The organism is Sphingomonas piscis (assembly GCF_011300455.1).
GTDB classification, from domain to species: Bacteria; Pseudomonadota; Alphaproteobacteria; order Sphingomonadales; family Sphingomonadaceae; genus Sphingomicrobium; species Sphingomicrobium piscis.
Map to the genome: position 1 here is coordinate 84178 of NZ_CP049869.1, position 24367 is coordinate 108544.

Annotated in this window: 21 protein-coding genes, 2 tRNA genes and 1 pseudogene; 11 read left to right on the forward strand and 13 right to left on the reverse strand. The window is 64.1% G+C overall.

Going from position 1 to position 24367, the window contains the following annotated elements; genetic code table 11:
• Nucleotides 1-10: 10 nt before the first annotated feature.
• From G7077_RS00420 to G7077_RS00430, 3 genes are all read right to left on the reverse strand, one after another.
• Nucleotides 11-817, reverse strand: coding sequence for a 4-(cytidine 5'-diphospho)-2-C-methyl-D-erythritol kinase (locus tag G7077_RS00420; protein ID WP_166410007.1), 807 nt, complete (start codon nt 815-817; stop codon nt 11-13).
• A complete protein-coding gene (locus G7077_RS00425) occupies nt 818-2341 on the reverse strand; it encodes a tetratricopeptide repeat protein (RefSeq protein ID WP_166410008.1) in 1524 nt (507 codons plus the stop codon).
• A gap of 106 nt (nt 2342-2447) precedes the next feature.
• On the reverse strand, nt 2448-4097 hold the full coding sequence (locus tag G7077_RS00430; protein ID WP_166410009.1) for an electron transfer flavoprotein-ubiquinone oxidoreductase: 1650 nt from the start codon (nt 4095-4097) through the stop codon (nt 2448-2450).
• A 95-nt stretch (nt 4098-4192) separates the two neighbouring features.
• Here G7077_RS00430 and G7077_RS00435 point away from each other — a divergent pair, with 95 nt between their 5' ends.
• From G7077_RS00435 to G7077_RS00465, 7 genes are all read left to right on the forward strand, one after another.
• Complete coding sequence (locus G7077_RS00435; protein WP_166410010.1) at nt 4193-4885, forward strand: uracil-DNA glycosylase family protein; 693 nt, start codon at nt 4193-4195, stop codon at nt 4883-4885.
• Nucleotides 4885-6678, forward strand: a complete 1794-nt coding sequence (locus tag G7077_RS00440) for a lytic transglycosylase domain-containing protein (RefSeq protein ID WP_166410011.1) — start codon at nt 4885-4887, stop codon at nt 6676-6678. The genes G7077_RS00435 and G7077_RS00440 overlap by 1 nt, the downstream gene beginning before the upstream one ends.
• A gap of 31 nt (nt 6679-6709) precedes the next feature.
• Complete coding sequence (locus G7077_RS00445) at nt 6710-7789, forward strand: PA0069 family radical SAM protein (protein WP_425505292.1); 1080 nt, start codon at nt 6710-6712, stop codon at nt 7787-7789.
• 70 nt (nt 7790-7859) lie between these two features.
• Nucleotides 7860-9200, forward strand: a complete 1341-nt coding sequence (locus G7077_RS00450) for a M20/M25/M40 family metallo-hydrolase (protein WP_166410012.1) — start codon at nt 7860-7862, stop codon at nt 9198-9200.
• 54 nt (nt 9201-9254) lie between these two features.
• Nucleotides 9255-9500, forward strand: a complete 246-nt coding sequence (locus G7077_RS00455) for a hypothetical protein (protein ID WP_166410013.1) — start codon at nt 9255-9257, stop codon at nt 9498-9500.
• A 46-nt stretch (nt 9501-9546) separates the two neighbouring features.
• A tRNA-Pro gene (locus G7077_RS00460) sits at nt 9547-9623 on the forward strand.
• A 918-nt stretch (nt 9624-10541) separates the two neighbouring features.
• Nucleotides 10542-10781, forward strand: a complete 240-nt coding sequence (locus G7077_RS00465) for a hypothetical protein (protein ID WP_166410014.1) — start codon at nt 10542-10544, stop codon at nt 10779-10781.
• 77 nt (nt 10782-10858) lie between these two features.
• Here G7077_RS00465 and G7077_RS00470 read toward each other — a convergent pair.
• Both G7077_RS00470 and G7077_RS00475 read right to left on the reverse strand, forming a co-directional pair.
• A tRNA-Ile gene (locus tag G7077_RS00470) sits at nt 10859-10933 on the reverse strand.
• Nucleotides 10924-12519, reverse strand: coding sequence for a sensor histidine kinase (locus tag G7077_RS00475; protein WP_166410015.1), 1596 nt, complete (start codon nt 12517-12519; stop codon nt 10924-10926). Before G7077_RS00475 ends, G7077_RS00470 begins: the two co-directional genes overlap by 10 nt.
• Before the next feature lie 336 nt (nt 12520-12855).
• Here G7077_RS00475 and gyrA point away from each other — a divergent pair.
• A pseudogene (gene gyrA / locus G7077_RS00480) lies at nt 12856-15638 on the forward strand (DNA gyrase subunit A).
• A 52-nt stretch (nt 15639-15690) separates the two neighbouring features.
• Entirely contained in the window at nt 15691-16161 is a 471-nt protein-coding gene (locus G7077_RS00485) for a host attachment family protein (protein WP_166410016.1), read from the forward strand.
• On the opposite strand, the gene G7077_RS00490 is transcribed toward G7077_RS00485, so the two are convergent.
• Entirely contained in the window at nt 16150-16587 is a 438-nt protein-coding gene (locus tag G7077_RS00490) for a DUF488 domain-containing protein (protein ID WP_166410017.1), read from the reverse strand. The genes G7077_RS00485 and G7077_RS00490 overlap by 12 nt on opposite strands.
• 76 nt (nt 16588-16663) lie before the next feature.
• On the opposite strand from G7077_RS00490, the gene G7077_RS00495 reads away from it, so the two are divergent.
• Entirely contained in the window at nt 16664-16993 is a 330-nt protein-coding gene (locus tag G7077_RS00495; protein ID WP_166410018.1) for a hypothetical protein, read from the forward strand.
• Nucleotides 16994-17126: 133 nt separating this feature from the next.
• The gene (gene trmFO / locus G7077_RS00500) at nt 17127-18467 is read left to right on the forward strand and encodes a methylenetetrahydrofolate--tRNA-(uracil(54)-C(5))-methyltransferase (FADH(2)-oxidizing) TrmFO (protein WP_166410019.1); all 1341 of its coding nucleotides are present in this window, start codon (nt 17127-17129) and stop codon (nt 18465-18467) included.
• On the opposite strand, the gene G7077_RS00505 is transcribed toward trmFO, so the two are convergent.
• From G7077_RS00505 to eno, 7 genes are all read right to left on the reverse strand, one after another.
• A complete protein-coding gene (locus G7077_RS00505; protein WP_166410020.1) occupies nt 18464-18886 on the reverse strand; it encodes a BLUF domain-containing protein in 423 nt (140 codons plus the stop codon). The genes trmFO and G7077_RS00505 overlap by 4 nt on opposite strands.
• Before the next feature lie 39 nt (nt 18887-18925).
• Nucleotides 18926-19363, reverse strand: coding sequence for an EF-hand domain-containing protein (locus G7077_RS00510; protein ID WP_166410021.1), 438 nt, complete (start codon nt 19361-19363; stop codon nt 18926-18928).
• 68 nt (nt 19364-19431) lie between these two features.
• Nucleotides 19432-19974, reverse strand: a complete 543-nt coding sequence (locus tag G7077_RS00515; protein ID WP_166410022.1) for a hypothetical protein — start codon at nt 19972-19974, stop codon at nt 19432-19434.
• A gap of 64 nt (nt 19975-20038) precedes the next feature.
• A complete protein-coding gene (locus tag G7077_RS00520; RefSeq protein WP_166410023.1) occupies nt 20039-21439 on the reverse strand; it encodes a pyruvate dehydrogenase complex E1 component subunit beta in 1401 nt (466 codons plus the stop codon).
• The gene (gene pdhA, locus G7077_RS00525) at nt 21439-22500 is read right to left on the reverse strand and encodes a pyruvate dehydrogenase (acetyl-transferring) E1 component subunit alpha (RefSeq protein WP_206367652.1); all 1062 of its coding nucleotides are present in this window, start codon (nt 22498-22500) and stop codon (nt 21439-21441) included. The genes G7077_RS00520 and pdhA overlap by 1 nt, the downstream gene beginning before the upstream one ends.
• A gap of 79 nt (nt 22501-22579) precedes the next feature.
• Nucleotides 22580-22891 (reverse strand): FtsB family cell division protein, encoded by a 312-nt coding sequence (locus G7077_RS00530; RefSeq protein ID WP_246167245.1) that lies wholly within the window; start codon nt 22889-22891, stop codon nt 22580-22582.
• Nucleotides 22892-22966: 75 nt separating this feature from the next.
• Nucleotides 22967-24256 carry a phosphopyruvate hydratase gene (eno, locus tag G7077_RS00535; RefSeq protein ID WP_166410024.1) on the reverse strand — a complete coding sequence of 430 codons (1290 nt, stop codon included), beginning with the start codon at nt 24254-24256 and terminating at the stop codon, nt 22967-22969.
• Between the last annotated feature and the right edge of the window lie 111 nt (nt 24257-24367).

The window sequence follows — 24367 nt, forward strand, 5'->3', positions numbered from 1 at the left end:
GCTCCGCGCCTTAGCGCAGGACGCTCGCCATGTGCCACCACTTGGCAGGCACCGCCGCTGCCGCGCAATCCCGAGCGTCTTCGGTCTTGAACAATGCGAAGCAAGTGGCGCCCGATCCGGACATGCGGACGAATTCGGCCCCTGCCTGCTGCCCGAGCCAGTCAAGCACATCGCCAATTTCCGGCACGAGCGCGCGCGCCGGTGCTTCCAAGTCGTTGCGCCCTGCCCTCCACTCGTCGAGCGTCCCCCGGTCTGTGCCCTCCCAACCGGCGAAGACTTGCGCGGTCGAAAGCGGGATCATCGGGTTGACCAACAACACCGGCGCTCCGGCAATCGCTGGGTCGTCGACGAGCTCCAGCCCATCGCCCGCACCTTCGCCCCGGCACGTCATCGAGAGCAGGCAAGCCGGGACGTCGCTGCCGATCGTAGGTGCGACCGCGCTGGCGTGGCGAGGGTCGATCCGCCACATGCGAGTCAACAGTCGCAAGGTTGCGGCGGCATCGGCCGACCCGCCGCCGATGCCCGACGCCACCGGCAGTCTCTTGTCCAAGGTCAGCAGCACATCAGGCTCCACCTTGGCTGCATCGGCAAGCGCTAATGCAGCACGTTCTACGAGATTGGGACCGGTGCCGCTCAACGCCGCAGCGAAGGGACCAGCGACCTTCAGTCGAAATCCATCGTACGGCTCGGCGGTGATTGCGTCGCCATCGATGCAGAACGCGAACAAGGTCTCCAGTCGGTGACGGCCATCGGGCAGCTTGCCGCGAACATGGAGCGCCAGGTTGAGCTTCGCCGGCGCCGGCTCCTTCAGTAGCATCTAGGGCGCGGCGTTGCCGGCCGAGAGGCCCGACTGAAGCTTCGCCTTGATCCGCGTTGCTGCATCCTCTTCCGCCGTCACCAATGCAGCGTTCCAGGCGAAGCGCGCCTCGTAGCGGCGCCCGGCCGTATAAAGCGCATCACCAAGATGTTCATGGATTTCCGGCTCGGCAACGTCCTTGGCGGCTGCCTGCTGCAGCGTATCGATCGCCTCAGGCAATTGCCCGCGCTTGTATAATGCCCAGCCAAGCGAATCCGTGATCGCCGGCTCATCGGGCGCAAGCCGGCTGGCCTTGCGGATCATCGCCTCGGCCGCATCAAGCTGCTCCCCGCGTTCCAGCATCGTGTAGCCAAGGAAGTTCAGCAGCGTCGGCTCGTCGGGCGAAAAGCGCAGCGCCGTTTGAAGATCGTTTTTCGATTCCGGCCAGCGGTTCGCCTGTTCGAACGCCACCGCGCGCTCGTAATAGAGCGGCCACAGATTCTTCACTCCTTGCGACATGGCTAGGCTGATTGCGCGCCCAAGCACCGCCGCCGCCTCCGCCGGCTTCTTCTGGGTGCGATAGACGATTGCCAGCCGCTGATAATCGGCAACGCTCGCGTCGCTGCGGTTCGCCAGTCTCCCTGCCAAAGCCTCGGCCTCACTCAGGCGCTCTTGCTCCAGCAGAGTTCGCACCTCGTAGGTGCGCGCCTGCGCGGCGAGCCCATCGCCGTTCGGCACGGCCCTGAACGAAGCGATCGCCGCTTCCGGCCGATCGATCGAGTCCAACAACAAGCCCTGGATGACGGGCGCGCTGCTGTTCGCAGGATCGGCAAAGCGCGCCACGTTGAGCAATGAGACAGGCAGGTCCTTATCGCCACGGCTGAGGTCGAGTGCAACGCCGGTCAGTAACTCGCTGATGGCCTGCGCGGCGGTCTCGACACGCTGCCCAACGGCTTTGCCGCGCGCAATCCGGGCAATCATCTCAGGGTCATCGGCTTCCGCTACCAGGGCAGCAGCACGCTCCCGGTCCCCCGCCCGAAGAAAACCATCGGCATAGATCATGCGAAGGCGCGCTCGACGTGCGCCGCCCGCCCCCAGAGCGCGTTCAACGAAAGGTGCCGCGTCGGCCGAGCGCTTGAACTTGAGCAGGATGAAGGCGCGCTGCTCATCCCGAAACGGTGCCAGCACACCGTTGGCGGGCGCCGAATTCAGCCCGGCCAGTGAACCGGCCAAATCCCCACGCTCGGCAGCGAGCCAGGCATTCAGAAGCGGAACGAGAAAGCGGACGCTACCGGGCCCGTCACTACTGGACGCAAGCGCGATCGCAGGCGCGATCCGCCCCTGCCGCAGCGGCTCGGCGATCAGCAACAGCTTGGCCTCGATCGGCAAGCTTTGCAGGGGCTGGCTGCGGGCGAGGCGGAGCGCGAGCCGGAGGTCGCCGCCTTCCACCGCGGTTGAGATTGCCTTGCGCGTCAGCGCCGGGTCGCGGCTTTGCTCGGCAAGGCCCGCGAACAGGGCGGCCGAGCGCACATGGTCGCCCGTCAACTCGGCGGCGCGTGCCTCGACATAGGTCTGGGCGGCGCTGCTGACGGGCTGCGTGCGTGCCGCCGAGACAGCCTGCCAGGGAACAAGGGCTGCCAGAAGTGCCAGGCTACATGTTCGGGTAATTCGGTCCTCCGCCGCCTTCCGGAACCACCCAATTGATGTTCTGGGTCGGATCCTTGATGTCGCAGGTTTTGCAGTGGACGCAATTCTGGGCGTTGATCTGCAATCGCGGCTCACCGGCGTCTCCCTCGACATATTCATACACGCCGGCTGGACAGTAACGTTGCTCGGGACCGTCGAACACCGGCAGGTTGATCGCAGTCGGTATGTCCGCGTCCTTGAGCGTCAGGTGAACCGGCTGGTCTTCCTCATGATTAGTGTTGGAGATGAACACGGAGGAGAGACGGTCGAACGTAAGAACATTGTCGGGCTTGGGATAGCTGATCGGCCGCGCATGCTCCTTGCGCGAAATCTGCGCGTGATCGGCTTTGTGCTTAAGCGTCCAGGGCAGCTTAAGGCCCAAGGTTCCCAGCCACATGTCGATCCCGGCGTAGAGTGAGCCCAGCAAGCCACCGAAATGCGCGACGGCCGGCTGTGCGTTCCGGACCAGCTTCAATTCCTTGGCGATCCAGCTCGACCGCACCGATGTCTCGTAGTCCGTCAGCAGGTCGCCGCTTCGATCGTTGCCGATCGCCGCGAATGCAGCTTCCGCTGCCAGCATCCCCGACTTCATCGCCGTGTGCGTTCCCTTGATCCTCGGCACGTTAACGAAGCCGGCGGAACAGCCGATCAGCGCGCCGCCCGGGAACGCCAGCTTCGGGATGGCCTGGTAACCGCCCTCGTTGATCGCCCGCGCGCCATAGGAGACGCGCCGCCCGCCCTCGATCTCCGCCCGGACCGCTGGATGGGTCTTCCACCGCTGCATTTCTTCAAAGGGCGAGAGGTGCGGGTTCTTGTAATCGAGTGCGACCACGAAGCCGAGCGCAACCTGGCCATTATCCTGATGGTAGAGGAAGCCGCCGCCCCAGGCTTCGTCGAGCGGCCAACCCTGCGTATGGATCACCCGCCCGGGTTTGTGGCGCTCGGCAGGAACGTCCCACAACTCCTTGATCCCAAGCCCGAAGACTTGAGGCCCGCTTTCGTCGCGAAGGCCGAAGATCTCCGTCAGGCGCTTTGTCAGGTGGCCTCGGGCGCCCTCCGCGAAGAAAGTGTAGCGGGCGTGAAGCTCCATGCCCGGATGGTAGTCGGATCTATGGCTGCCGTCGCGGGCGATGCCGAGGTCGCCGGTCGCAACGCCCTTCACCGACCCGTCGTCGTGAAACAGAATCTCCGCCGCGGCGAAGCCCGGAAAGATTTCGACGCCAAGCTCCTCGGCTTGCGCAGCGAGCCAGCGGCAGAGATTGCCCAGGCTCAAGGTGTAATTGCCGCGATTGTGCATCAGCGGCGGCAAGAGGAATTCGGGAATCCGGAAGCGGCGCCTGCCCGTCAACACCCAGTGGTGGTTCTCGGTCACCGGGGTGGTCAGCGGCGCGCCCCGTGCCTTCCAGTCCGGGATCAGCTCGTCGAGCCCGCGCGGATCGACCACCGCGCCTGACAGGATATGGGCACCGACCTCGCTGCCCTTCTCCAGCACGCAAACGGAAACGTCGCGTCCGCTCTCGGCGGCGAGTTGCTTCAGGCGGATGGCGGCGGACAGGCCGGCGGGCCCGGCCCCGACGATCACCACGTCATATTGCATGGATTCGCGCGTCGTCATCACCAACCTCTCGTCGCGCCCGGAAGGCGCTTTGCCTGCGGCTGCACTGCCGCTTCCTTGACCTTGCCGTCAATGGTGGGGACAAGCGAAACCGGATGGGCGGGGACGATGATCATGCCGAAGTTGCGGAGCTGCGCAGCGCGCTGAGCTGGTGGCTGGAGTCCGGCGTCGACGCCGCCACGGTGGACGAGCCGCAGGACCGCCTCAAGCCGCCGTCGCAGCGCCTCCCTGCCGCCGCTCCAACCGTTATCGAAGAGCTTCCCGACAATCTCGAACTCTTCCGGGCCTGGCTTCGCGAAGCGCAGGATGTCCCCTTTGCCGGAACCGGCCCGCGCGTCCTTCCCGCAGGTCCGGAGCAGCCCGCAATCATGCTTATCACCGACATGGCGGCGGCCGATAGCGGCTCCGATCAGGGGCCGGTAGCAGGGGATTCCTGGCAGCTGACGCAGCGGATGCTCAGATCGGTCGGCATCGCGGCCGAGCAGACCTACCGCGCCTCTTTGTCCTGCTTCCACCACGTCGCCGGCCTGCCCAAGAGCAAGGACCTCGATGCCTGCGTGACCATCGCCCGCCGCCACATCGGATTGGTGAAGCCGCAGCGTTTGCTGCTGCTCGGCGACGGCGCGGCAATGGCCCTGCTCGGCAAAAAGGTTGCGGCTGCTCGTGGCCACGTTCAGAAAGTGGAAGGCGTGCGGACGGTAGCAACCTTTCACCCGACGTTTCTGATGAATCAGCCCTCGCAGAAGGATGCTGCCTGGGCCGACCTCCTGTTGCTTACGGAAGAATAATGACGAGACTGCCCCGATTTCTGTTTCTTGGATTGCTGACCACCGCCGCACCGGTTTCAGCGCAAACCGCCGGTTCCGATCCGCTGGCGCCGCTTCCCAGTGCAGGGGCCCAGCGGTCCGCGCCACCGGCGCCGTCGACGGCGGCCCTACCTCCCGCGCCCGCTTCGGTTGCTTCCGCGCCGAGCCCGGTACCATCGTCCGTCGTCCGCATTCCGAGCGATTGGCGCGGGGTCTTCTCCGCGATCCGGCGTGGCGAATGGGCGGCCGCGAACGCCGGCGTCGCCTCCCTGCCCCAGTCGCCACTGACATCGCTGGCGAAGGCGCAGCTGTTCACCGCCAAGGGCTCGCCGACGGTGTCGCTTGATGCACTCCAGCAGTTGCTTGCTCAGGCCCCCGAGCTCCCGCAGGCCGATCAGCTGGCGCGGATGGCGGTGAAGCGCGGCGCGGCCACCCCGCCGCTCATCATGCTCAAGCGGCCGGTCGTCTACATTCCCGGATCGCAGAGCCGCTACCGCGCGACTCCGGTGAGCGGCGACCCCTATGCGCCGCAGCTTCGCGCCCAGCTTGAGCCATTGGTGAAGGCCAATGACGCCGCCAGCGCGGAGGCGTTGCTGAACCAGACCGGCGCGCTGATGGGTTACGATGCGCGCGCCGAAGCCGGTCAGCGGGTGGCGTGGGTCTATTATGTTCTTGGGGACGACCTCAACGCCCGCCGGGTGGCCGATACCTGGCGCCCCGGCGCAAGCGGCGAATGGCTGAGCCAGGCTGCCTGGATTTCCGGACTGGCGTCATGGCGTCTCAACGATTGCGAGGCGGCATCGCGTAGCTTCCGCGAAGTCGCAGCCAGCGCGGTCCAGCGCGAAATGCGTGCCGCGGGTTATTATTGGGCAGCGCGGGCCGAGCACATGTGCCGCCGTCCGCGCTCGGTTGCGCCCTTGCTGAAATTGGCAGCGGGCAACCCGGAGAGTTTCTACGGCCTTATCGCCCGCGAGACGCTCGGCCTCGACACCCATTTGCCGCCAGCGCCGCTGCAATCGACGGCGGCGATCGACAATCTCCCGAATATTCGCCGCGCCAACGAGCTTCTGCGGATTGGCGAGCGGCGCCTCGCCGAGGAACTGATCCGCCACCAGGCCGCGATCGGCAACGTCCAGGATCACCGTGCGCTGATCGAGTTCGCGCGCCGCAACGAGCTCGCCTCCTTGCAGCACTGGCTCGCCAATCATGGGCAGCGGGGTGCGGTCGTCTATCCTGCCGATCGCTACCCCAACCCCAAATGGTCGCCGATCACCGGCTGGCGTGTCGATCCGGCCTTGGCCTTCGGCCACATCGTCCAGGAATCGACCTTCATCACCGACGCGGTGAGCGGAGCCGGCGCGGTAGGATTGATGCAGGTCCGTCCAGGCACCGCCGAGGACGAGGCCCGGACACGCGGGATCGCTTACTCCCGCGGGGCGCTGACGGATCCTAAGTACAACCTTGAATTCGGGCAAAGCTTCATCGAGCGGATGCGCCGCTCGACTCTGACAGGCGGCCAGCTTCCGAAGATCATCGCTTCCTACAATGCCGGCCCGACGCCGCTCGGCCGCTGGGCCAGCATCAACGACAAGGGCGATCCTCTGCTCTGGATCGAGAGCCTCTCTTATTGGGAGACGCGCTACTATGTACCGGCCGTGCTCCGGAACATGTGGGTCTATCAGGGCCTCAATCGCACGCCGACCCCAACGCTCAAGGCGATAGCCGAGCATCACTGGCCGGCCTTCCCGACGGGTCAGACGCGCCTGGCACACTGACGTTCTTGATTTGTTCGCATGTCGGCCTAGCATGGCCGACATGCCGTTCGAGTCGACCAAGGGACGCGGTGCAACACGCAACGCCGGGCCGGTGCGCTTCAACCTGCCCGAGCGGGTCAGCGAGGGCGACTGGCTCGATCAGGTCGAGGCGCTGGACGGCGTACCGAAGCGCCGCACCACCGTCACTGTCGAGCACCCCAAGACGATCCTCACCCGCAACAGCTCGCCCGACATCGGGTTTGACCGCTCAGTCAACGCCTACCGCGGCTGCGAGCATGGCTGCATCTACTGCTTCGCCCGCCCCACCCACGCCTATCACGACCTCTCGCCCGGCGTGGACTTCGAGTCGCGATTGTTCGTGAAGCCGAATGCGCCGCAGCTGCTCCATTCGGCCCTGTCGCAGCCCGGTTATTCGTGCCGGCCGATCGCCATGGGAACCAACACCGATCCCTATCAACCGGTCGAGGAACGCTGGAAGATCACCCGTGCCCTGATCGAACTGCTGCTCGAGACCAAGCACCCGTTCACCATCACCACCAAGTCCGACCGGGTCGTCCGCGACCTCGACCTCCTGAAGGAAGGCGCCAAGCTCGGGATCGCCGCCGTTGCGATTTCGGTTACATCGCTTGACCCGAACGTCAGCCGGATCATGGAGCCGCGCGCACCCGCCGGCCGCAAGCGCATCGCCGCGATCGCCGAGCTTCGCCGAGCTGGCATCCCCTGCTGTGTCGCCATTGCGCCCGTCGTTCCACAAATCACCGATCATGAGTTGGAATCAATCGTGGAAGCGGCGGCCAAGGCCAACGCCAGCGGCGGCTTCTACCTTCCGGTGCGATTGCCGCACGAAGTCGCGCCCTTGTTCCGCGCCTGGCTCGATGACCATTTCCCTGACCGTGCGGGCAAGGTCATGTCGACCATCCGCTCGCTTCGCGGTGGGCGCGACAACGATCCGAATTTTTTTAGCCGGATGCGAGGGCAAGGCGCCTGGGCCGACCTCATCCGCACACGGTTCGAAATCGCCGCCAAGCGCTTTGGCCTCGCCGCTGCCAAGTTCCCGCTTCGCACCGACCTGTTTCTGCCCCCGCAGGGCGCCCAGATGCGGCTGCTTTGATCGAAGCTCCCCGACATTTTATCGGTGAGCTACGTGACAGATGGCGCTCGCCTGCACTACGCTTCTAGCCATGAAGACCGTCTTAGCGCTCGCTTGTCTCGCCTCCGCCGCAACCGCCCACGCGCAAACCCATGACGTCGCTGCGCTTCGCGACGCCGCGCTGCAGGATCAATATGCGCTCGAAATAACCGAAGGTCTAACCACCGAGATCGGCCCGCGCCTCGCCGGCACCGAGGCGGAAGCCCGCGCCCGCACATGGGCCGTCGCAAAATTGACGGCGCTCGGCTTCTCCAACGTTCGCGTCGAAAGCTTCGACATGCCCGTCTGGGTGCGCGGCGATGAGAAGGCGTGGGTCACAGCTCCGTTCCCACAGCCGCTCGCCGTCACGGCACTTGGCAACAGTGGCGCGACGCCTGCTTCCGGCATTCAGGGCGAAATTGTAGCATTCGAGAGCGTGGATGCGCTGATCGCGGCGCCGGACTCCGCCGTGCGTGGCAAGATCGTCTTCATCGACCATGCGATGCCGCCCACTCAGGACGGCTCCAGCTACGGAGCCTTTGGCCGGCCGCGCCGCGAAGGCCCCACGATTGCCAGCCGAAAAGGGGCTGTCGGCATTGTCGTGCGCTCGATCGGCACCGACAGCCATCGCAATCCGCACACTGGCGTTCAGACGTTTGCCGACGGCGCGAAACCGATTCCCGCAGGCGCGCTTTCCAATCCGGACGCTGATCAGCTCAAGCGCATCCTGAAGCGTGGCCGTCCGGTGAAGCTGAAACTGGTTCTGACCCCGCGCAACATCGGAATCCGCCAGTCCGGCAATGTTATCGCAGAGGTGCCCGGGCGCGACCGGAGCCTGCCGCCCGTTCTCGTCGGCGGCCATCTCGACAGCTGGGATCTCGGCACCGGCGCCGTTGACGATGCGAGCGGCGTTGCGATCACTGCCGCCGCCGCGAAGCGTATCATGGATGCCGGCCAGCCGCTGCGCACCATTCGCGTGGTGTGGTTCGGTGCCGAGGAAGTGGGCCTGTTCGGCGGCCTCGATTACCGCGCCAAGCACGGCAAAGAACCTCACTACGCCATTGCCGAGAGCGACTTCGGCGCCGACAAGGTTTGGCAGGTCAACACCAAGCTCGGAATGGCGCGGGAGGGCGAGGCTAAGGCTCTGCAGCAAGCCCTGGCGCCGCTTGGGATTGTTCCTGGGAGCCTCACGGAGGCTGATGGCTCCGACATTGGCCCGATGATCGCGGACGGCGTGCCGGCTATCGCGCTCAGCCAGGACGGCACCCACTATTTCGATCTGCACCACACCCCGGACGATACGTTCGACAAGATCGACCCCGCGGCGATGCGACAGAATGTTGCGGCTTGGACCGCGATGCTGGCGATCGTCGCAAATACACCTGCGAAATAAGGGAGCCGTTCTCGGCCGTCAGCGTTGAGCCCCCGAAACAAAGGGAGGACCCTCATGCGCATCTGGATTGCTGTACCCCTGCTTGCTCTTGCCGCCTGCAACGTCAGCAAAGACGACAATGGCACCACCGTATCGTTCGATCAGGATAAGGCCGAGAACACGCTCGATACGGTTGGCGATGAAGTTCAGAACGCCGGCTCCGCCATTGTCGAAGACGTCAAGGAGACCGGCGACAAGGTCCAGAACGAAGTCGGCGACGTCGACGTGAAGGTCGATAACGACGGCAACGCGGCGAATTAGCCTTCGCTAGCGCGCAAAGCGCTGCTAACGGGCGCCGTTCAGGTGTCGGGGAGTAGCGCAGCCTGGTAGCGCATCTGCTTTGGGAGCAGAGGGTCGCAGGTTCGAATCCTGTCTCCCCGACCACGCCTTGAGCTGCCGAACGCAGGTGAGCGATTGCGCAGCAATCGAGAGGCAGCGCGAAGAGCCAGCGAAAGCCGGCCGACGACCCGCACAGCGGTGTCGTTCGACTCACGGATTCACTTCGTGACGGCGCTCTTCCCATTCTCCGGCGTGAGAGCCGTCACGGGAGTAATCCCATGACGTCAGACGGGTTCGGCTACGCCGACCCGCTGGCCGGCTCGCGCATTCTCTCTTGCAAGTTTGGATCCTTCCGATCCCTCACTTGCAAACGGCTGCGCGGGCGGTGGGCCCAGAGGGGAAGCAAAAACCTTTACTTATCAACAGCTTAGATTGGCTAACTTGCACAAACCTGGGCCAAATATATCAATTTGTTACGTGCAGGATGGCTAACCTGAATTCTGAGCCGCTCAGCACGGTGGAGCTAAGGGAATGATCTCGTCAGTACAATCTTTGGGCATGGTCCTGCTCGGGGCAGCTGGAGGACTCGCCGGGGCGCTCGCTCTCTTTCGTGTGCTTGGAACCAAGTGGCTGGAAGCAAGCTTCGCTAAGCGTCTTCAGGAGCTCAAACATCAGCATGGTCGGGAGATTGAGCGGCTGCGCTTTAAGATAAACGACCTCCTGGATCGTTCTAGCAAGCTTAATCAGCGTGAGTTCGACGTGCTCCCCAGGCATGGTCCCTCGTCTTCGACGCGTATGTGGCTGCTGAGCGTCTCGTTACCCGCTTACGGCGAATCCACGATTTCAGTTCGATGCCAGCAGCGCATATGGAGGACGTGCTTTCGAGCTCACGTTTGGCTGAATGGCAACGAGAAGAGCTTCGAGCTCTGAAGCCCTTTGACCGTACCTTGTACTTCACGAAAGCGATGTACTGGTACGAGCTTCACGACGCCAAGGTTGCCGCGCAGGGCCGATTTCTACTTGATGAAGTACGGCATCTTCCTCAGCGACACGCTTCACGAAAAGCTCAATGGGTTCGTCCAGTTTGTTTGGAATGCCATTTCCGACCACGAGCTGCGCCGTGAGATGCGAGAAGATGGCGCCCCGCTTCGTGGCGAACCAAGTCCCGCAGAAGACTTCCGCGAGAATGCAGATCGAATGGTAAAGGAGCTTAGCGCGCAGCTGCGCTCATGCTTCCGTCCCGCTCAGCATTTGATCGACTGACTTGGCTAGGCTGCCTTTCAAAATGAAATGGCTAACCTGCCGGTTAACGGCAGAGAACTGCCGTTATTTAGGTGCGGTGGTGGGCCCGGAGGGATTCGAACCCCCAACCTAGCCGTTATGAGCGGCCGGCTCTACCGTTGAGCTACAGGCCCTGCCCGGCTTGCCGCCGATAGCGGTCAGATGCGGGCGGACGCAAGTCGCCGCTGGCCATCACCAAGGTGATCCGCCGCCTGCTCACCGCCAGGTCGCCGCGGGCAAGCTGGGCAATGCCCCGCACCAGCCGGAGGGAAAAGCCGAGGTCAAGGCGGCCGTTGCGCTCGCGTGGAACCACAAAGGCCGGGTTGAGCAGATCGCCGTCGGGCAGTCCGCGAAGAAGCGCCGGCTTCTCCACGGCAAGCGAACAGCGCCCGTTCCACTCGCTTGCAGTGACGTCCAACTCCTCACCGGCGGCGGTACAATCGATCAACGTGCCGACCAATCGATCGACCAACCGCTCCGCCACTGCCCGATCCACTCCGCACGGCGGCAGGTCCGCCTCGATTAGCAGGCGCAGGTTCACGCCCTGCTCCTTCGCCTTGTCTTTCAGGGACGGCAGCATGGTTGCAAGCAAGTCGCCGAAATTGCTGACGGTGCCCCCGTCGCCTTGAGTGCCCGCCTGCAATCGCGCCGCAAGGTCCAGGTCGTCGATCGCAGCGAGCAGCAGATGGGACTGCGACACGATCTCGGCCGCCCGGGTCCGGTAGGATGCGCTCGCCGGTCCGAACATCTGGCCTTGGATGATCTCGGCAAATCCCATGATGGCGTTGAGCGGCGTCTTGATCTCGTGGACCAGTTCGCGAAGCGAGTCCGGGTGTGGCGCAGACAAGGCTGCAGGCGGCGGCGAGTCCGTCCGTTTGGCGATTCCCCGATATCCCGAAAAGCGGCCGCTTGTCGGATCGAACACTGGCGCGCCGCTCAATTCCCACTCCCCCGAGACGGCGTGTCCGGCGTTCAACGTGACCTTGGCGCTGCTGAAGGGGGCACGCATGGCGAAGGCCTGTGCGATCTCGCCAGCGCCGCTATCCCGATCATGACCTGGCTCGGACAGCGGACGCCCGATAAGCGCCCCACGCGGCGCGCCCTCGACCCAATCCACCGCGCCTGCCGAGTCGCATTCCCACCGGAACAAGGCAGGCTCCGTCGCCGCTTCCCGCCCGGTGGGCGCGTCTTCGCGAGGCATGGCCGCGCGGGGCGGGTCCGCGGCCGGAGCTTGCTTCTGCCGGGTTGCACGCAGGCTATCGATGCGGTCGATGACGTCCTGAATGCTTGGAAGAGGCTCACTGTCGCGCTTGGGAGCCGGAGCTGAGATCGTCGCAGTCACCTCCGGGCGCAAAGCGGAAATGAACTGCCGGACCTGCGGTGAAGCGGCTTCCGAAACCGTCGCCCAACCCTCTGCCGAAAGGGTCGCGGAAGCGAGCAGCGGCGCTGCAACGGCGAGATCGTCCCGCGCAAACAGTGCCACCAATTCGACGGGCAGCGGTGTCGAGGCAATTGCACGCGCCGTGGCCGCGCGAATAGCGGGATCGACTTGAACAGCATCGGCCCGCACCGTCTCAAGCGCACTATCCGCCAGGCGCGAGTCACCAAGCGACCCTGCCTTGGCCAGAAGCTCGACAAGCTGCCGCCAGCGTACGGCCCGGCCGTGATCGTCGGCAGCCGGGTGCTGGAGAACGGTGGCAAGGCGATCGTCGAAACGCACGCGAAAATGTGGCCCTTTCCTGCGCCCGGTAGCGGTGTGTCAGAGGGTACGCCTGCCGGACAGTTGTCAGCCGTTAACCATCCCGCTTTGGGACAGTGGCCCGCGAACACCAGCTGCTTGGTCTGACAAGGCAATCCAGCAAGACGCACCTGTAAATTATCCGTTCCATCGTAACAGGTAAACAGGCGTAAACACTGCCGAATTCTTCACGCGCGTACGCGCGCGCGGGGTGGCGCCGGCACCAATCCTCCGCTAGTGAGGAAGGCGGGGGGAACGCCGCTTGCGGCGCCGCTTCCCGCATCATTCGCAAGCGTATCAAAACAGGACTGAAGCCACTTGGCCACCGAACCGCCGGCAGACGAGCGCCGCGACAGCGACATCGCTCCCATCTCCATCGTCGACGAAATGAAGACCAGCTACCTCGATTACGCGATGAGCGTGATCGTCAGCCGCGCGCTTCCCGACGTTCGCGACGGCCTCAAGCCGGTCCACCGCCGAATCCTCCACGCCTGCCAGGAGGCAGGCTATGTCGCAGGCCGGCCCTATCGTAAGTCGAGCCGCATCGTCGGCGACGTCATGGGTAAATATCACCCGCACGGCGACAGCGCGATCTACGACGCCTTGGCCCGGATGACCCAGAGCTGGTCGATGCGCGTGCCGCTGATCGACGGTCAGGGCAATTTCGGTTCGATGGACCCGGATCCACCCGCGGCAATGCGCTACACGGAAGCGCGGCTTGCCAAGGTCTCCAATTTCCTTCTCGGCGATATCGACAAAGACACCGTCGATTTCCAGCCGAACTATGACGCGTCGGAGCGTGAGCCGCAGGTCCTGCCTGCCCGCTTCCCCAATCTGCTGGTCAACGGCGCCGGTGGCATTGCGGTGGGTATGGCGACCAACATCCCGCCTCATAATCTCGGCGAGGTTCTGAACGCCTGCCGCGCATATATGGATGATCCGACCATCAGTTCCGAAGGGTTGATGGAGCATGTGAAGGGCCCGGACTTCCCGACCGCGCCGATCATCATGGGCACGGCCGGCATCCGCTCCGCGTACACCACGGGCCGTGGCTCGATCATGATGCGCAGCCGCCACCACGTCGAGACCGGGCGCGGCGACCGTCAGTCGATCGTTCTCACCGCCATCCCCTATCAGGTCGGCAAGAACGGCTTGGTCGAGAAGATCGCCGAGGCTGCCAAGGACCGCCGCATCGAGGGTGTCAGCGACATCCGCGACGAGTCCAACCGCGAGGGCGTCCGCGTCGTCATCGAATTGAAGCGCGACGCCACGCCGGAGGTTGTGCTTAATCAGCTTTGGCGGCACACGCCGGCGCAGGCGAGCTTCCCCGCCAACATGCTTGCGATCCGTGGCGGCCGGCCCGAAACGCTGGCTCTACGCGACATCATCGAAAGCTTCGTCCGCTTCCGCGAGGAAGTGATCACCCGCCGTTCGAAGTTCGAGCTGCTGAAGGCGCGCGAGCGGGCCCATATCTTGCTCGGCCTGGTGGTCGCGGTGACCAATCTCGATGAGGTCGTCCGCATTATCCGTGGCTCGGCGAGCCCTGCCGCCGCTCGCGAAGCCTTGCTTGCCCGCGAATGGTCCGGCGAGCAGATCCGTCCCTACATCATGCTGGTCGAGGCGGTTGAGCCGCAGGCGGCGAGCGAGACCTACAAGCTGTCCGACGCGCAGGTGAAGGCAATCCTCGAGCTTCGCCTCCACCGTCTCACGGCGCTGGGACGCGACGAGATCGGCAACGAGCTTGAAGGCCTTGCTAAGAACATTGCCGAACTGCTTGAAATCCTTGGTAATCGTGCCCGCCTCTACGAGGTCATGCGCGAGGAGTTCGACGAGGTCGAGGCTGAGTTCGCGACGCCGCGCATTTGCGAGATCGCGGCCGCTTTCGACGGGATCGACGACGAGGATCTGATCGAGCGCGAGGACATGGTCGTCACCGTGACCATGGCCGGCTACATCAAGCGGACGCCCCTCTCCGTCTTCCGCGAGCAGAAGCGCGGCGGCAAGGGCCGCGCCGGAATGGCGACCAAGGACGAGGATGCAATCACGAACCTGTTCGTCACCTCGACCCACAATCCGGTGCTGTTCTTCTCCAACCTCGGCAAGGTATACCGAATGAAGGTGTGGAGGCTTCCCGAAGGGGCCCGAACACCCGCGGGCGGCCGATGGTCAACCTGCTGCCGTTGCAGGCGGACGAGACGATCACGTCCGTCCTCCCCCTGCCGCAGGATGAGGACAGCTGGAGCGACCTCCACATCATGTTCGCCACGGCCCACGGCACGGTCCGCCGCAACAGCATGGACGCCTTCCGCAACATCCCGACAGCCGGCAAGATCGCGATGCGCTTCGCCGTCGGCGAGGGCGAGGAAGGCGAGGAAGATGCCACCGACCGCTTGGTCGGGGTCGCGCTCCTCACCGAAGGCGATGACGTGCTGCTCGCCACCCGCAAGGGCAAGGCGATCCGCTTCATGGCCTCCAACGTCCGCGAGTTTCAGTCGCGCACCTCCACCGGCGTTCGCGGCATGCGCCTCGCGCCGGGCGACCATGTCATCTCCATGTCCATCCTCCACCGCGTCGGCACGACGCAGGAGGAGCGTGAAGCCTACCTCCGCTTCGCGCCATGGAAGGGCGAGCGCGAGGGCGAACCGTCGCTGTCCGAGGAACGGATGGCGGAGCTCGCCGAGGCCGAGCAGTTCATCCTCACCATTACCGAAAATGGGTACGGCAAGCGCACCTCGGCGTATGAATATCGTCGCACCAATCGCGGCGGTCAGGGTATCACCAACATCGACACGTCCGAACGCAACGGTTGCGTCGTCGCCAGCTTCCCCGTTCACCAGGGCGAGCAGCTGATGCTGGTGACCGACCAGGCGAAGCTCATCCGCACCACCGTCGGCGACATCCGGATCGCAGGCCGCAATACGCAAGGCGTAACCATCTTCCGCGTCGCCAGGGACGAACATGTCGTCAGCGTCGCCAAGATCGACGAGAGCGACGAGGAAGAGATCGAGGTCGAGGGTGGCGAAGAGATTGCGCCGACCGAAGATGCGGTCGTGGGCTCACACGAACTCGACAAACCGGTCGATCCGCCGGTCGAGGAGTAAGGAACGGGCGGAGGGCCGTTCGCGTTCGTCTTCCTAAACAAGGAGGATGTGAATGGCCCTTCCCAACAATGCGCTCGTGCTGGTCGTCGATGGCCGCAAGATGCTTTTCTTTCGCAATCACGGTGACGCCAACCAGATCGACCTGCGCACCGAATCGCATGACGAGCGGCAGGATCGCAAGGACCGCGACATTAAGACGGATGCCCCGGGCACCGCAGCCGCGGGTGCAACCGGCGCCGACACCCACCGCCCAGCCTACAGCGAGACCGACTTCCACCAGCAGGAGGAGGATCTCTGGGTCAAGGATGCGGCCGAGGAGCTGAAGAAGCGCGCCCTACGCAACGACTATGATGCCCTCGCCATCGTCGCCCCGCCCAAGGCGCTCGGCGTTCTGCGCAAGGAGCTTCACAAGGAAGTGGAACGGCGCATCGTCTGCACCATCAACAAGGAAATGAGCGGACGTCCGATCCCCGATATTGAGCAACTGCTCATCAGCGAGACAGCCGCCGAATTAAGCGAATAGATCCACGACCTCAGCCTCGGGTGCCACAGCTTTCAGCAACAGTGAGCGGTGGCACCCGCCCGGCTCCCGCTCGAAGCAGAGCAAGGCGCTTGGCTTCTCGCGCGCCAATTCCAGCATCTGCCCGCCCTGGGCGATCGCTTCAGGCAGTTCCAGCTGCCCGGCGTAGATGCGCTCCAGTTCGGCATGCCGGCCTTTGCGTGCCGCCTCCCGTCCAGACGCAGGTGTGCCGAGCGCTTTCAAATGGACATAGTCGATTCCGGCCTCGGCCAGAGCAGCGCGCAGGGGCGATTTCGAAAAGCCGGGCCGCCGCGACAAGGGAAGCGCGCGCACGTCAATGACCCGCTTGACGCGTGCTGACGTCAAGGCGGCAAGGAAGTCGGCCATGGTCGCCGCCTCATATCCGATCGTGTAAATACGGGGTTTCATGCCCGCCTCCCTACCCTCCGGGGCGCAACTTACGAAGCTGCATCTGCAAGCTCCTGCGAGAACCAATTCGAACCGCTTGCGTTCTGATCTGGTGACAGTTCACATCGAAGGAAAAAACATGCGCTTATTACTTCTCGCCGCAGCAGCTGCCGTCTCGCTTTCCGCTTGCGGTGGTAACGGCGACGACAAGCTTGGCGATCAAGCGGAAGACAGGGCCGAAGCCCAGGCCGACAATCTGGAAGCGATGGCCGACAACAGCAGCGGCGCCATGGCCGAGAACCTTGAAGATCAGGCCGATGCTGTCGAGCGCAACGGTGAAAAGACCGAAGAACGCATCGACGATTCGGACGTGGACGCCAGCAGTCTGTCCGACGCCCAGAGAAACGCACTGGTCAACGGCCAGTAATTTCGTCGTTCAACCACGACCGGTCTGAGCTGAGCCAAGCCCAGACTGGATTTCGACACCGTCGTCCGTCATTGCGAGCGGCAAGGCGCGGCAATCCAGCCGCTGTCCAATGGATTGCTCCGTTCCGCTCGCAATGACGCAGACTTTCGACATCCACATCATCGGTGGCGGACTCGCCGGTTCGGAAGCCGCCTGGCAGCTGGCCGAAGCCGGTCTTCAGGTGCGTCTCAGCGAAATGCGCGGCGGCGGTGACATGACTCCTGCGCATGAGAGCGACCGGCTGGCGGAGATGGTTTGCTCCAACAGCTTCCGCTCCGACGATGCCGACAACAATGCCGTCGGCCTTCTCCACCGGGAGATGCGCGATCTCGGCTCGCTGATCATGCGCTGTGCCGACTTGCATCGCGTGCCCGCGGGCTCCGCACTTGCTGTCGATCGAGAGGCCTTTGCTGCTGAAGTCACCGCCGCCGTGACGTCGCACCCCAGGGTCGACGTGGTTCGCGAGCGAGTCGATGCTCTCCCGGACCACCCGACCATCATCGCCACCGGCCCGCTCACGGGTTCCACCCTCGCCAGCGCCATCGCCGCGGAAACCGGATCGGACGCCCTCGCCTTCTTCGACGCGATTGCGCCCATCGTCCACCGCGACAGTATCGACATGTCGATCTGCTGGATGGCCGCGCGCTGGGACAAGGGCGGCAAGGATTACATCAACTGCCCGATGACCAAGGAGCAGTACCACGCCTTTGTGTCTGCACTGGTCGATGGCGAGAAGACCGAGTTCAAGGATTGGGAGAAGGACACGCCCTACTTCGAAGGCTGCATGCCGATCGAGGTAATGGCGGAGCGCGGGCCGGAGACCCTCCGCTTCGGCCCCATGAAGGGTGTTGGCCTGGACGATCCGCGAACCGGACGCTGGCCATATGCCTGCGTCCAACTCCGGCAGGACAATGCACTCGGCACCTTGTGGAACATGGTCGGCTTCCAGACCAAGCTGAAGCATGGTGAGCAGGTCCGCATCTTTCGCACCATTCCGGGGCTCGAAAATGCCGAGTTCGCGCGGCTGGGCGGCATCCACCGCAACAGCTTCATTAACAGTCCCAAACTGTTGGATCGGGAACTTCGGTTGAAGTCGCAACCCAATATCCGGTTCGCCGGCCAGATCACCGGCTGTGAGGGCTATGTCGAGAGCGCGGCGGTCGGCCTCATTTGCGCGCGCTTCGCGGCCGCCCGTCTTCGGGGCGACGCGCTCGCTTCGCCGCCACCGGAAACCGCGCTCGGCGCGCTACTGGGGCACATCACAGGCGGCGCCGATGCCGAGACGTTTCAGCCCATGAACGTAAACTTTGGCCTGATGCCGCCGCTCGAAGGGCCAAAGACGAAGAAGGCGGACCGGAAGAAGCTCTACACCCAACGGGCCCGCGATCGCTTCCGCTCCTGGAGCGAAGCACAACTGGAGCCGGCGGCCGCCTAGCTCCGCATATCGATGTTGCCGGAAATGTTCTCCGTCATCGTCACCAGCCGCTGGTGAACGTCGTCCGGGACAGCGTCTGGCAATTGTCGCGACACGGTTTCGCGCGCATCGATCCGGTCGGTGCTGACCCGGACCAGTTCCATGGACCAATCGGCGAACATACGATCCTCGATCTCGCGCTCGTCACGAATTTCGAAGGCTGAGTGTCGGGGATCGCGGCGAAGGCGATTCACCAGATCGTCGATCGCGGGCGGTGAGCCCTCGATGATCTGCAGAAAGCGCGTGCCGTTGAACACCAAAAGGCCGGTGATCCCGTCCAGTGCGTTCAGCTCCCGCGCCTTGGCGAGGATGGCGTCGACATCCGCACCCGTCAGGTCGAGGCTTGCAAGGCTGGTGTAAGTCAATGATTTCAAAGTCATTGCGTAGCCGTAGCGTCAAACCGGACGCCAGCAAGTCTGCTAACAGACACAACGCTTCTTTTTGGGTGGCGGCGGGGCGGTCGTCGCATATTCCGCAGGGCTCAACCAACCGCTGCGATCTTTGTCGGCGCCACCGAACTTCTCCAGCGTCTTCACGCCCCACTCATCGAACGACAAGGTACCGTTGCCGTTCGTATCCAGCTTTGCGAAAGCCTTGCGGCGCGGTGCAAGCAGCTCCTCGCGCTCGATCCGGCCGTTATTGTCCCTGTCAGCGCGGGAGAAGCGCTTCTCCTCACGGCTCTTCGGACTAGCTTCCGGCGCACTGAGGGCGGCAGGCTGGGCACTCAGCATCGGTGCAGGACGCGGCTGCGGCGCCGGCGGGATGACGGACTGGTCCTGCGCCCGGCTCTGGAAGATGAAGAAAATGCCGGTGACGAGAAGAAGAGATGCCGCCGCGCCGGCGAAATAACGCCACATGAGAATGCTCCCACAATCAGGGGAGATTCGGCGCGAACACCATCCGTGCTGGAGCGATTCCTGTCAATCTATAGCCGGCCACTCACGCGATGGCGAAGAAGTGCCCAGGATCGGCCCGGCGTTCGTTCCGGCTCCAGCGGAAAGCCGCGCTCCTCATCTCGGAGCGCCAGCGCAGCCAAGGCGGTGAGCGGCCGCATCCGGCGCCGGACACGCACTCTCGTTCGCTCACCTTGTCTTAGCCACTCCGTCTCACCCGTCCGGCGTGCGAGATCGGCCCGCGCCCAGGCTCGCCCTAGATCCTGAAACTCTGTCTTCTGCTCGCCAAGCAACTGCGCGAGCAGGCCAAACAGTATCAGCCCGCGCGCGGAGGCTGAATCGAAATCTCTGTGCAGGACACCGAGCCAACCATCCTCGAGTGCCGATACCTGCTCGCCGCTGACGCCGTTGCGGATCAGATGGTCGCTAACTGCCCGCAGCCGTGGCTCAGCCGGTGGCGGAGTGACGTCAAGCGCCTGAAGCTGCTCCCTCCACCAAGCGAGCTTGATCGCCGCCAACGCCGGATCGCGTGCCTTGAGCACGACGTCCGCCATCGCGTCGTCAATGTTGAACAAGGCATCGAACGCCGGTCGCAACGCCGCCGGCCAATGCAGGCGGACGAGGTCACGGTCACGGGTTTCATCGATAACAGACGGCTTTCGCGGCCTTCACGACATCATCCGCCTTGATCAGCGCCAGCTTTTCGAGATTGGCGGCATAGGGGAGCGGCACATCCTCGTTCGCTACCCGCATCACCGGCGCGTCGAGGTCGTCGAAGCCCTCTTCCATGCAGATCGCCATGATCTCGGACGAAATGGAGCAGGTCGGCCAGCCTTCTTCGACAGTGACGAGCCGGTTGGTGCGCTTGAGGCTCTCCAGAACCGTCGCCTTATCGAGCGGGCGAAGCGTGCGAAGATCGATCACCTCCGCGTCGATGCCCTCCGCCACCAGCTTCTCCGCGGCTTCCAGGGAGACTCCGACGCCGATCGAGTAAGTGACGATGGTGACGTCCTTGCCCGGCCGCGCAATCCGCGCCTTGCCGATCGGCAGCACGAAATCGTTCAGCTCGGGCACATCCATCGAGACGCCGTAGAGCAGCTCGTTCTCAAGGAAAACCACCGGGTCTTCACTGCGGATCGCCGCCTTGAGCAGGCCCTTCGCGTCCGACGCCGTGTAAGGCGCAATCACCACCAGGCCGGGAACGCTGGCGTACCAGGGCCCGTAATTCTGGCTATGCTGGGCAGCGACGCGGCTGGCGGCCCCGTTGGGACCGCGAAACACGATCGGGCAGCGCATCTGGCCGCCGGACATGTAATTGGTTTTGGCGGCCGAATTGATGATGTGGTCGATCGCCTGCATGGCGAAGTTGAAGGTCATGAATTCGATGATCGGCTTCAACCCACCCATCGCCGCGCCGGTGCCGACGCCGGCAAAGCCGTATTCGGTAATAGGCGTGTCGATCACGCGCTTGGCCCCGAATTCCTCGAGCAGGCCCTGGGTGACTTTGTAGGCACCCTGATATTCCGCGACTTCCTCGCCCATCACGAAAACGCGCTCGTCCTTGCGCATCTCCTCGGCCATCGCGTCGCGAAGCGCCTCGCGGACCGTCAGCGTCGCCATCTTGGTGCCTTCGGGCACTTCGGGTCCTGTAGGCGCCTTGGGTGCGGCGGCAAGCTGCGCCGTGCCGCTGTCGGCCTTCTGCGGCTGCTCGGTTTCGACCGGAGAAGCTTCCGTCTTCTGATCTGACGGCGTGGTTGCCGCCGGCGCTTCGGCCGAGGCCGCAGCACTGGCGTCCTCCCCCTCACCGGCCAGCACGGCGATCGGAGTCCCGACCTTCACCCCATCGGTGCCTTCGGCGACCAGGATCTTGGCGATCGTGCCCTCATCGACGGCTTCGAACTCCATCGTCGCCTTGTCGGTCTCGATCTCGGCAAGGATGTCGCCGGACTTCACCTCATCGCCTTCCTTCACCAGCCATTTGGCTAGTGTGCCCTCTTCCATGGTCGGCGAGAGGGCCGGCATCATCAGCTGCGTCGCCATCAGTAGCTCTCCACCAATACGTCGGTGAACAGCTCGGCCGCTTCCGGCTCCGGCGCATCTTCAGCGAACTTGGCAGCTTGAACCACGATGTCCTTGATTTCCTTGTCGATTGCCTTGAGCTCGTCCTCCGCGACACCCAACGCGGCCAAGTCCTTGGCGGCCCGGTCGATGGGATCGTGGTTCTCGCGATAATCCTGCACTTCCTCGCGCGTCCGATACTTGGCCGGATCGGACATGGAATGGCCGCGGTAGCGATAGGTCTTCAGCTCAAGGATGATCGGCCCCTTGCCGCTGCGGGTCCATTCCAGCGCCGTCTCAGCCGCGCCGCGCACAGCCAGCACGTCCATGCCATCGACCTGGATGCCCGGGATGCGGAAGCTCTCGCCGCGGCGGTAGAACTGGTCCTCGGACGCCGAGCGCTGGACGGAGGTGCCCATCGCGTAGCCGTTATTCTCGATCGCGTAGATGAGCGGCAGCTTCCAAAGCTCGGCCATGTTGAAGCTTTCGTACACCTGGCCCTGGTTCGCCGCGCCATCCCCGAAGTAGGACAGACAGACGCCGCCGTCGGCGCTATACTGATGCTTGAATGCGAGACCGGTGCCCAGGCTCACCTGCGCGCCGACGATGCCGTGGCCGCCGTAGAAGCCATGCTCGACGCTGAACATGTGCATCGAGCCGCCCTTGCCTTTGGAAATGCCTGCCTGACGGCCCGTCAGCTCGGCCATGATCACCTTGGGGTCGATGCCATAGGCCAGCATGTGGCCGTGGTCGCGATAGCCGGTGATCACGCTGTCCTTGCCGACGGTCATGGCGGACTGGAGGCCCACCGCCACCGCCTCCTGGCCGATGTAGAGGTGGCAGAAGCCGCCGATCAGCCCGAGACCATAGAGCTGGCCCGCACGCTCTTCGAAGCGGCGAATGAGCAGCATCTGCTTGTAGAAGTCGAGGAGCTGTTCCTTGCTCGGCTCGAAGCGCTTCGGTTCTGGCGGGCGCTCCCGGTTGGGAAGCGCGGAAGCGGGTGCTGCAGCTTGCAGCGGAGTGGATTTTGCGGACCTCGCCAAAGGATATTGCCTTTCAAGGGGCTTATGCGTGGCGGCTCTATAGGAAAGGGTCGCGCGTGCGGCAACATCGCCGCCGGGCTCAATCGAGCGGAATGATCACTTCGTCGTTGCGCACGAGGCCAAGCCGGTCGCGAACCATCTCGTCGGCGAGATCGGGATCGGCCTTGCGCGGATCGAGCAAGGCCGAACGGTGGCGGAGCTGGTCGCGCTCGGCCTCCAGCTTCGCAAGCTCGACCTTTCGTGCGTTGAGGTCGCGATGGTAGCCGCCCCAGGCGAGCAAGCCATTATCGCCGGCGACCGCATGGCCGGCAAAGGTGCCGACGACCACGAACGCCAGCGCCGGCAGTGCCGCCCTGCGGATCATTCCGATGCTGTTGCGCTTGGCCCCCATTACGAACCCACAAGAATCACGAAGACGTCATGAAGGCAAGCAAAAAAGTGCCTGATTCCAAATAGAATCGTCTGTTTAGCGGCGACGGTAGCTCTTGAGCGCCGCAGCACCCGGATAACGCGCCTGCTCGCCAAGCTCTTCCTCGATGCGCAGCAGCTGGTTGTACTTCGCCGTCCGGTCCGATCGCGCCAGGCTTCCCGTCTTGATCTGACCGCAGCTCAGCGCAACGGCCAGATCGGCGATGGTCGAATCCTCCGTCTCGCCCGACCGGTGCGACATGACGGCCGTGTAGCCGCTGGTCTGCGCCAAGCGCACCGCATCGATCGTCTCTGTCAGCGTTCCGATCTGGTTGACCTTGACGAGGATGGAGTTGGCGATCCCGTCCGAAATCCCCTGCTGAAGCCGCTTGGAATTGGTGACGAACAGATCGTCGCCCACCAACTGCACCCTGTTGCCGAGGCGCTCGGTCAGCGCCGTCCAACCCTCCATATCGTCCTCGCCCATGCCGTCCTCAATCGAGGCGATCGGATAGTCGGTAGCGAGCTGGGTCAGGTAATCGGCCATCTCGACCGGTGAGAGCGTCCGCCCCTCGCCTTCGAGGCTGTAGGCACCGTCCTTGAAGAACTCGGTCGACGCGCAGTCGAGCGCAATCAATACGTCCTTGCCCATCGCATAGCCGGCCTGCTCGACCGACGTGACGATGAAGTCGAGGGCCTCGCGCGCCGAGGCGATGTTCGGCGCAAAGCCGCCCTCATCGCCTACTGCCGTCGCCAGGCCGGCCTTGGACAGGCCGCTCTTCAGCGAATGGAAGATCTCAACGCCGCACCGAAGCGCTTCCGAAAAGCTCGGCGCGCCCACCGGCATGACCATGAATTCCTGGAAGTCGATCGGATTGTCGGCATGAGCGCCGCCGTTCAGGATGTTCATCATCGGCACCGGCAGCACGCCCGCGCTCACGCCCCCGACATAGCGGTACAGCGGCAAGCCGACCGCCTCCGCTGCCGCCTTGGCGGTTGCAAGGCTCACGCCAAGGATTGCGTTGGCGCCGAGCCGGCCCTTGTTCTCGCTTCCGTCCAGCTCAATCAGCGCCGCGTCGATTTCACCCTGATCCTCTGCCTCACGGCCGACGATGATGTCGGCGATCTCGCCATTCACCGCCTGCACCGCACCGTCGACACCCTTGCCGAGCCAGCGCGACTTGTCGCCATCGCGCCGCTCCACCGCTTCATGGGCACCAGTCGACGCACCCGATGGCACCGCTGCCCGCCCGAGGCTTCCGTCCTCCAGCGTCACATCGACCTCGACGGTCGGATTGCCGCGGCTGTCCAGAATGGCGCGGGCGTGCACGTCGATGATCGCGGTCATTTCATTCCCCGTTTCGAAAGCGTAATGATTGTACGTTGTGGAGGCTCTAATAAGCGCCGCGCCGGAGCGTGCAACTTTCAATGCGGAAGGCCGGAACGCGGCGGCTAAGCC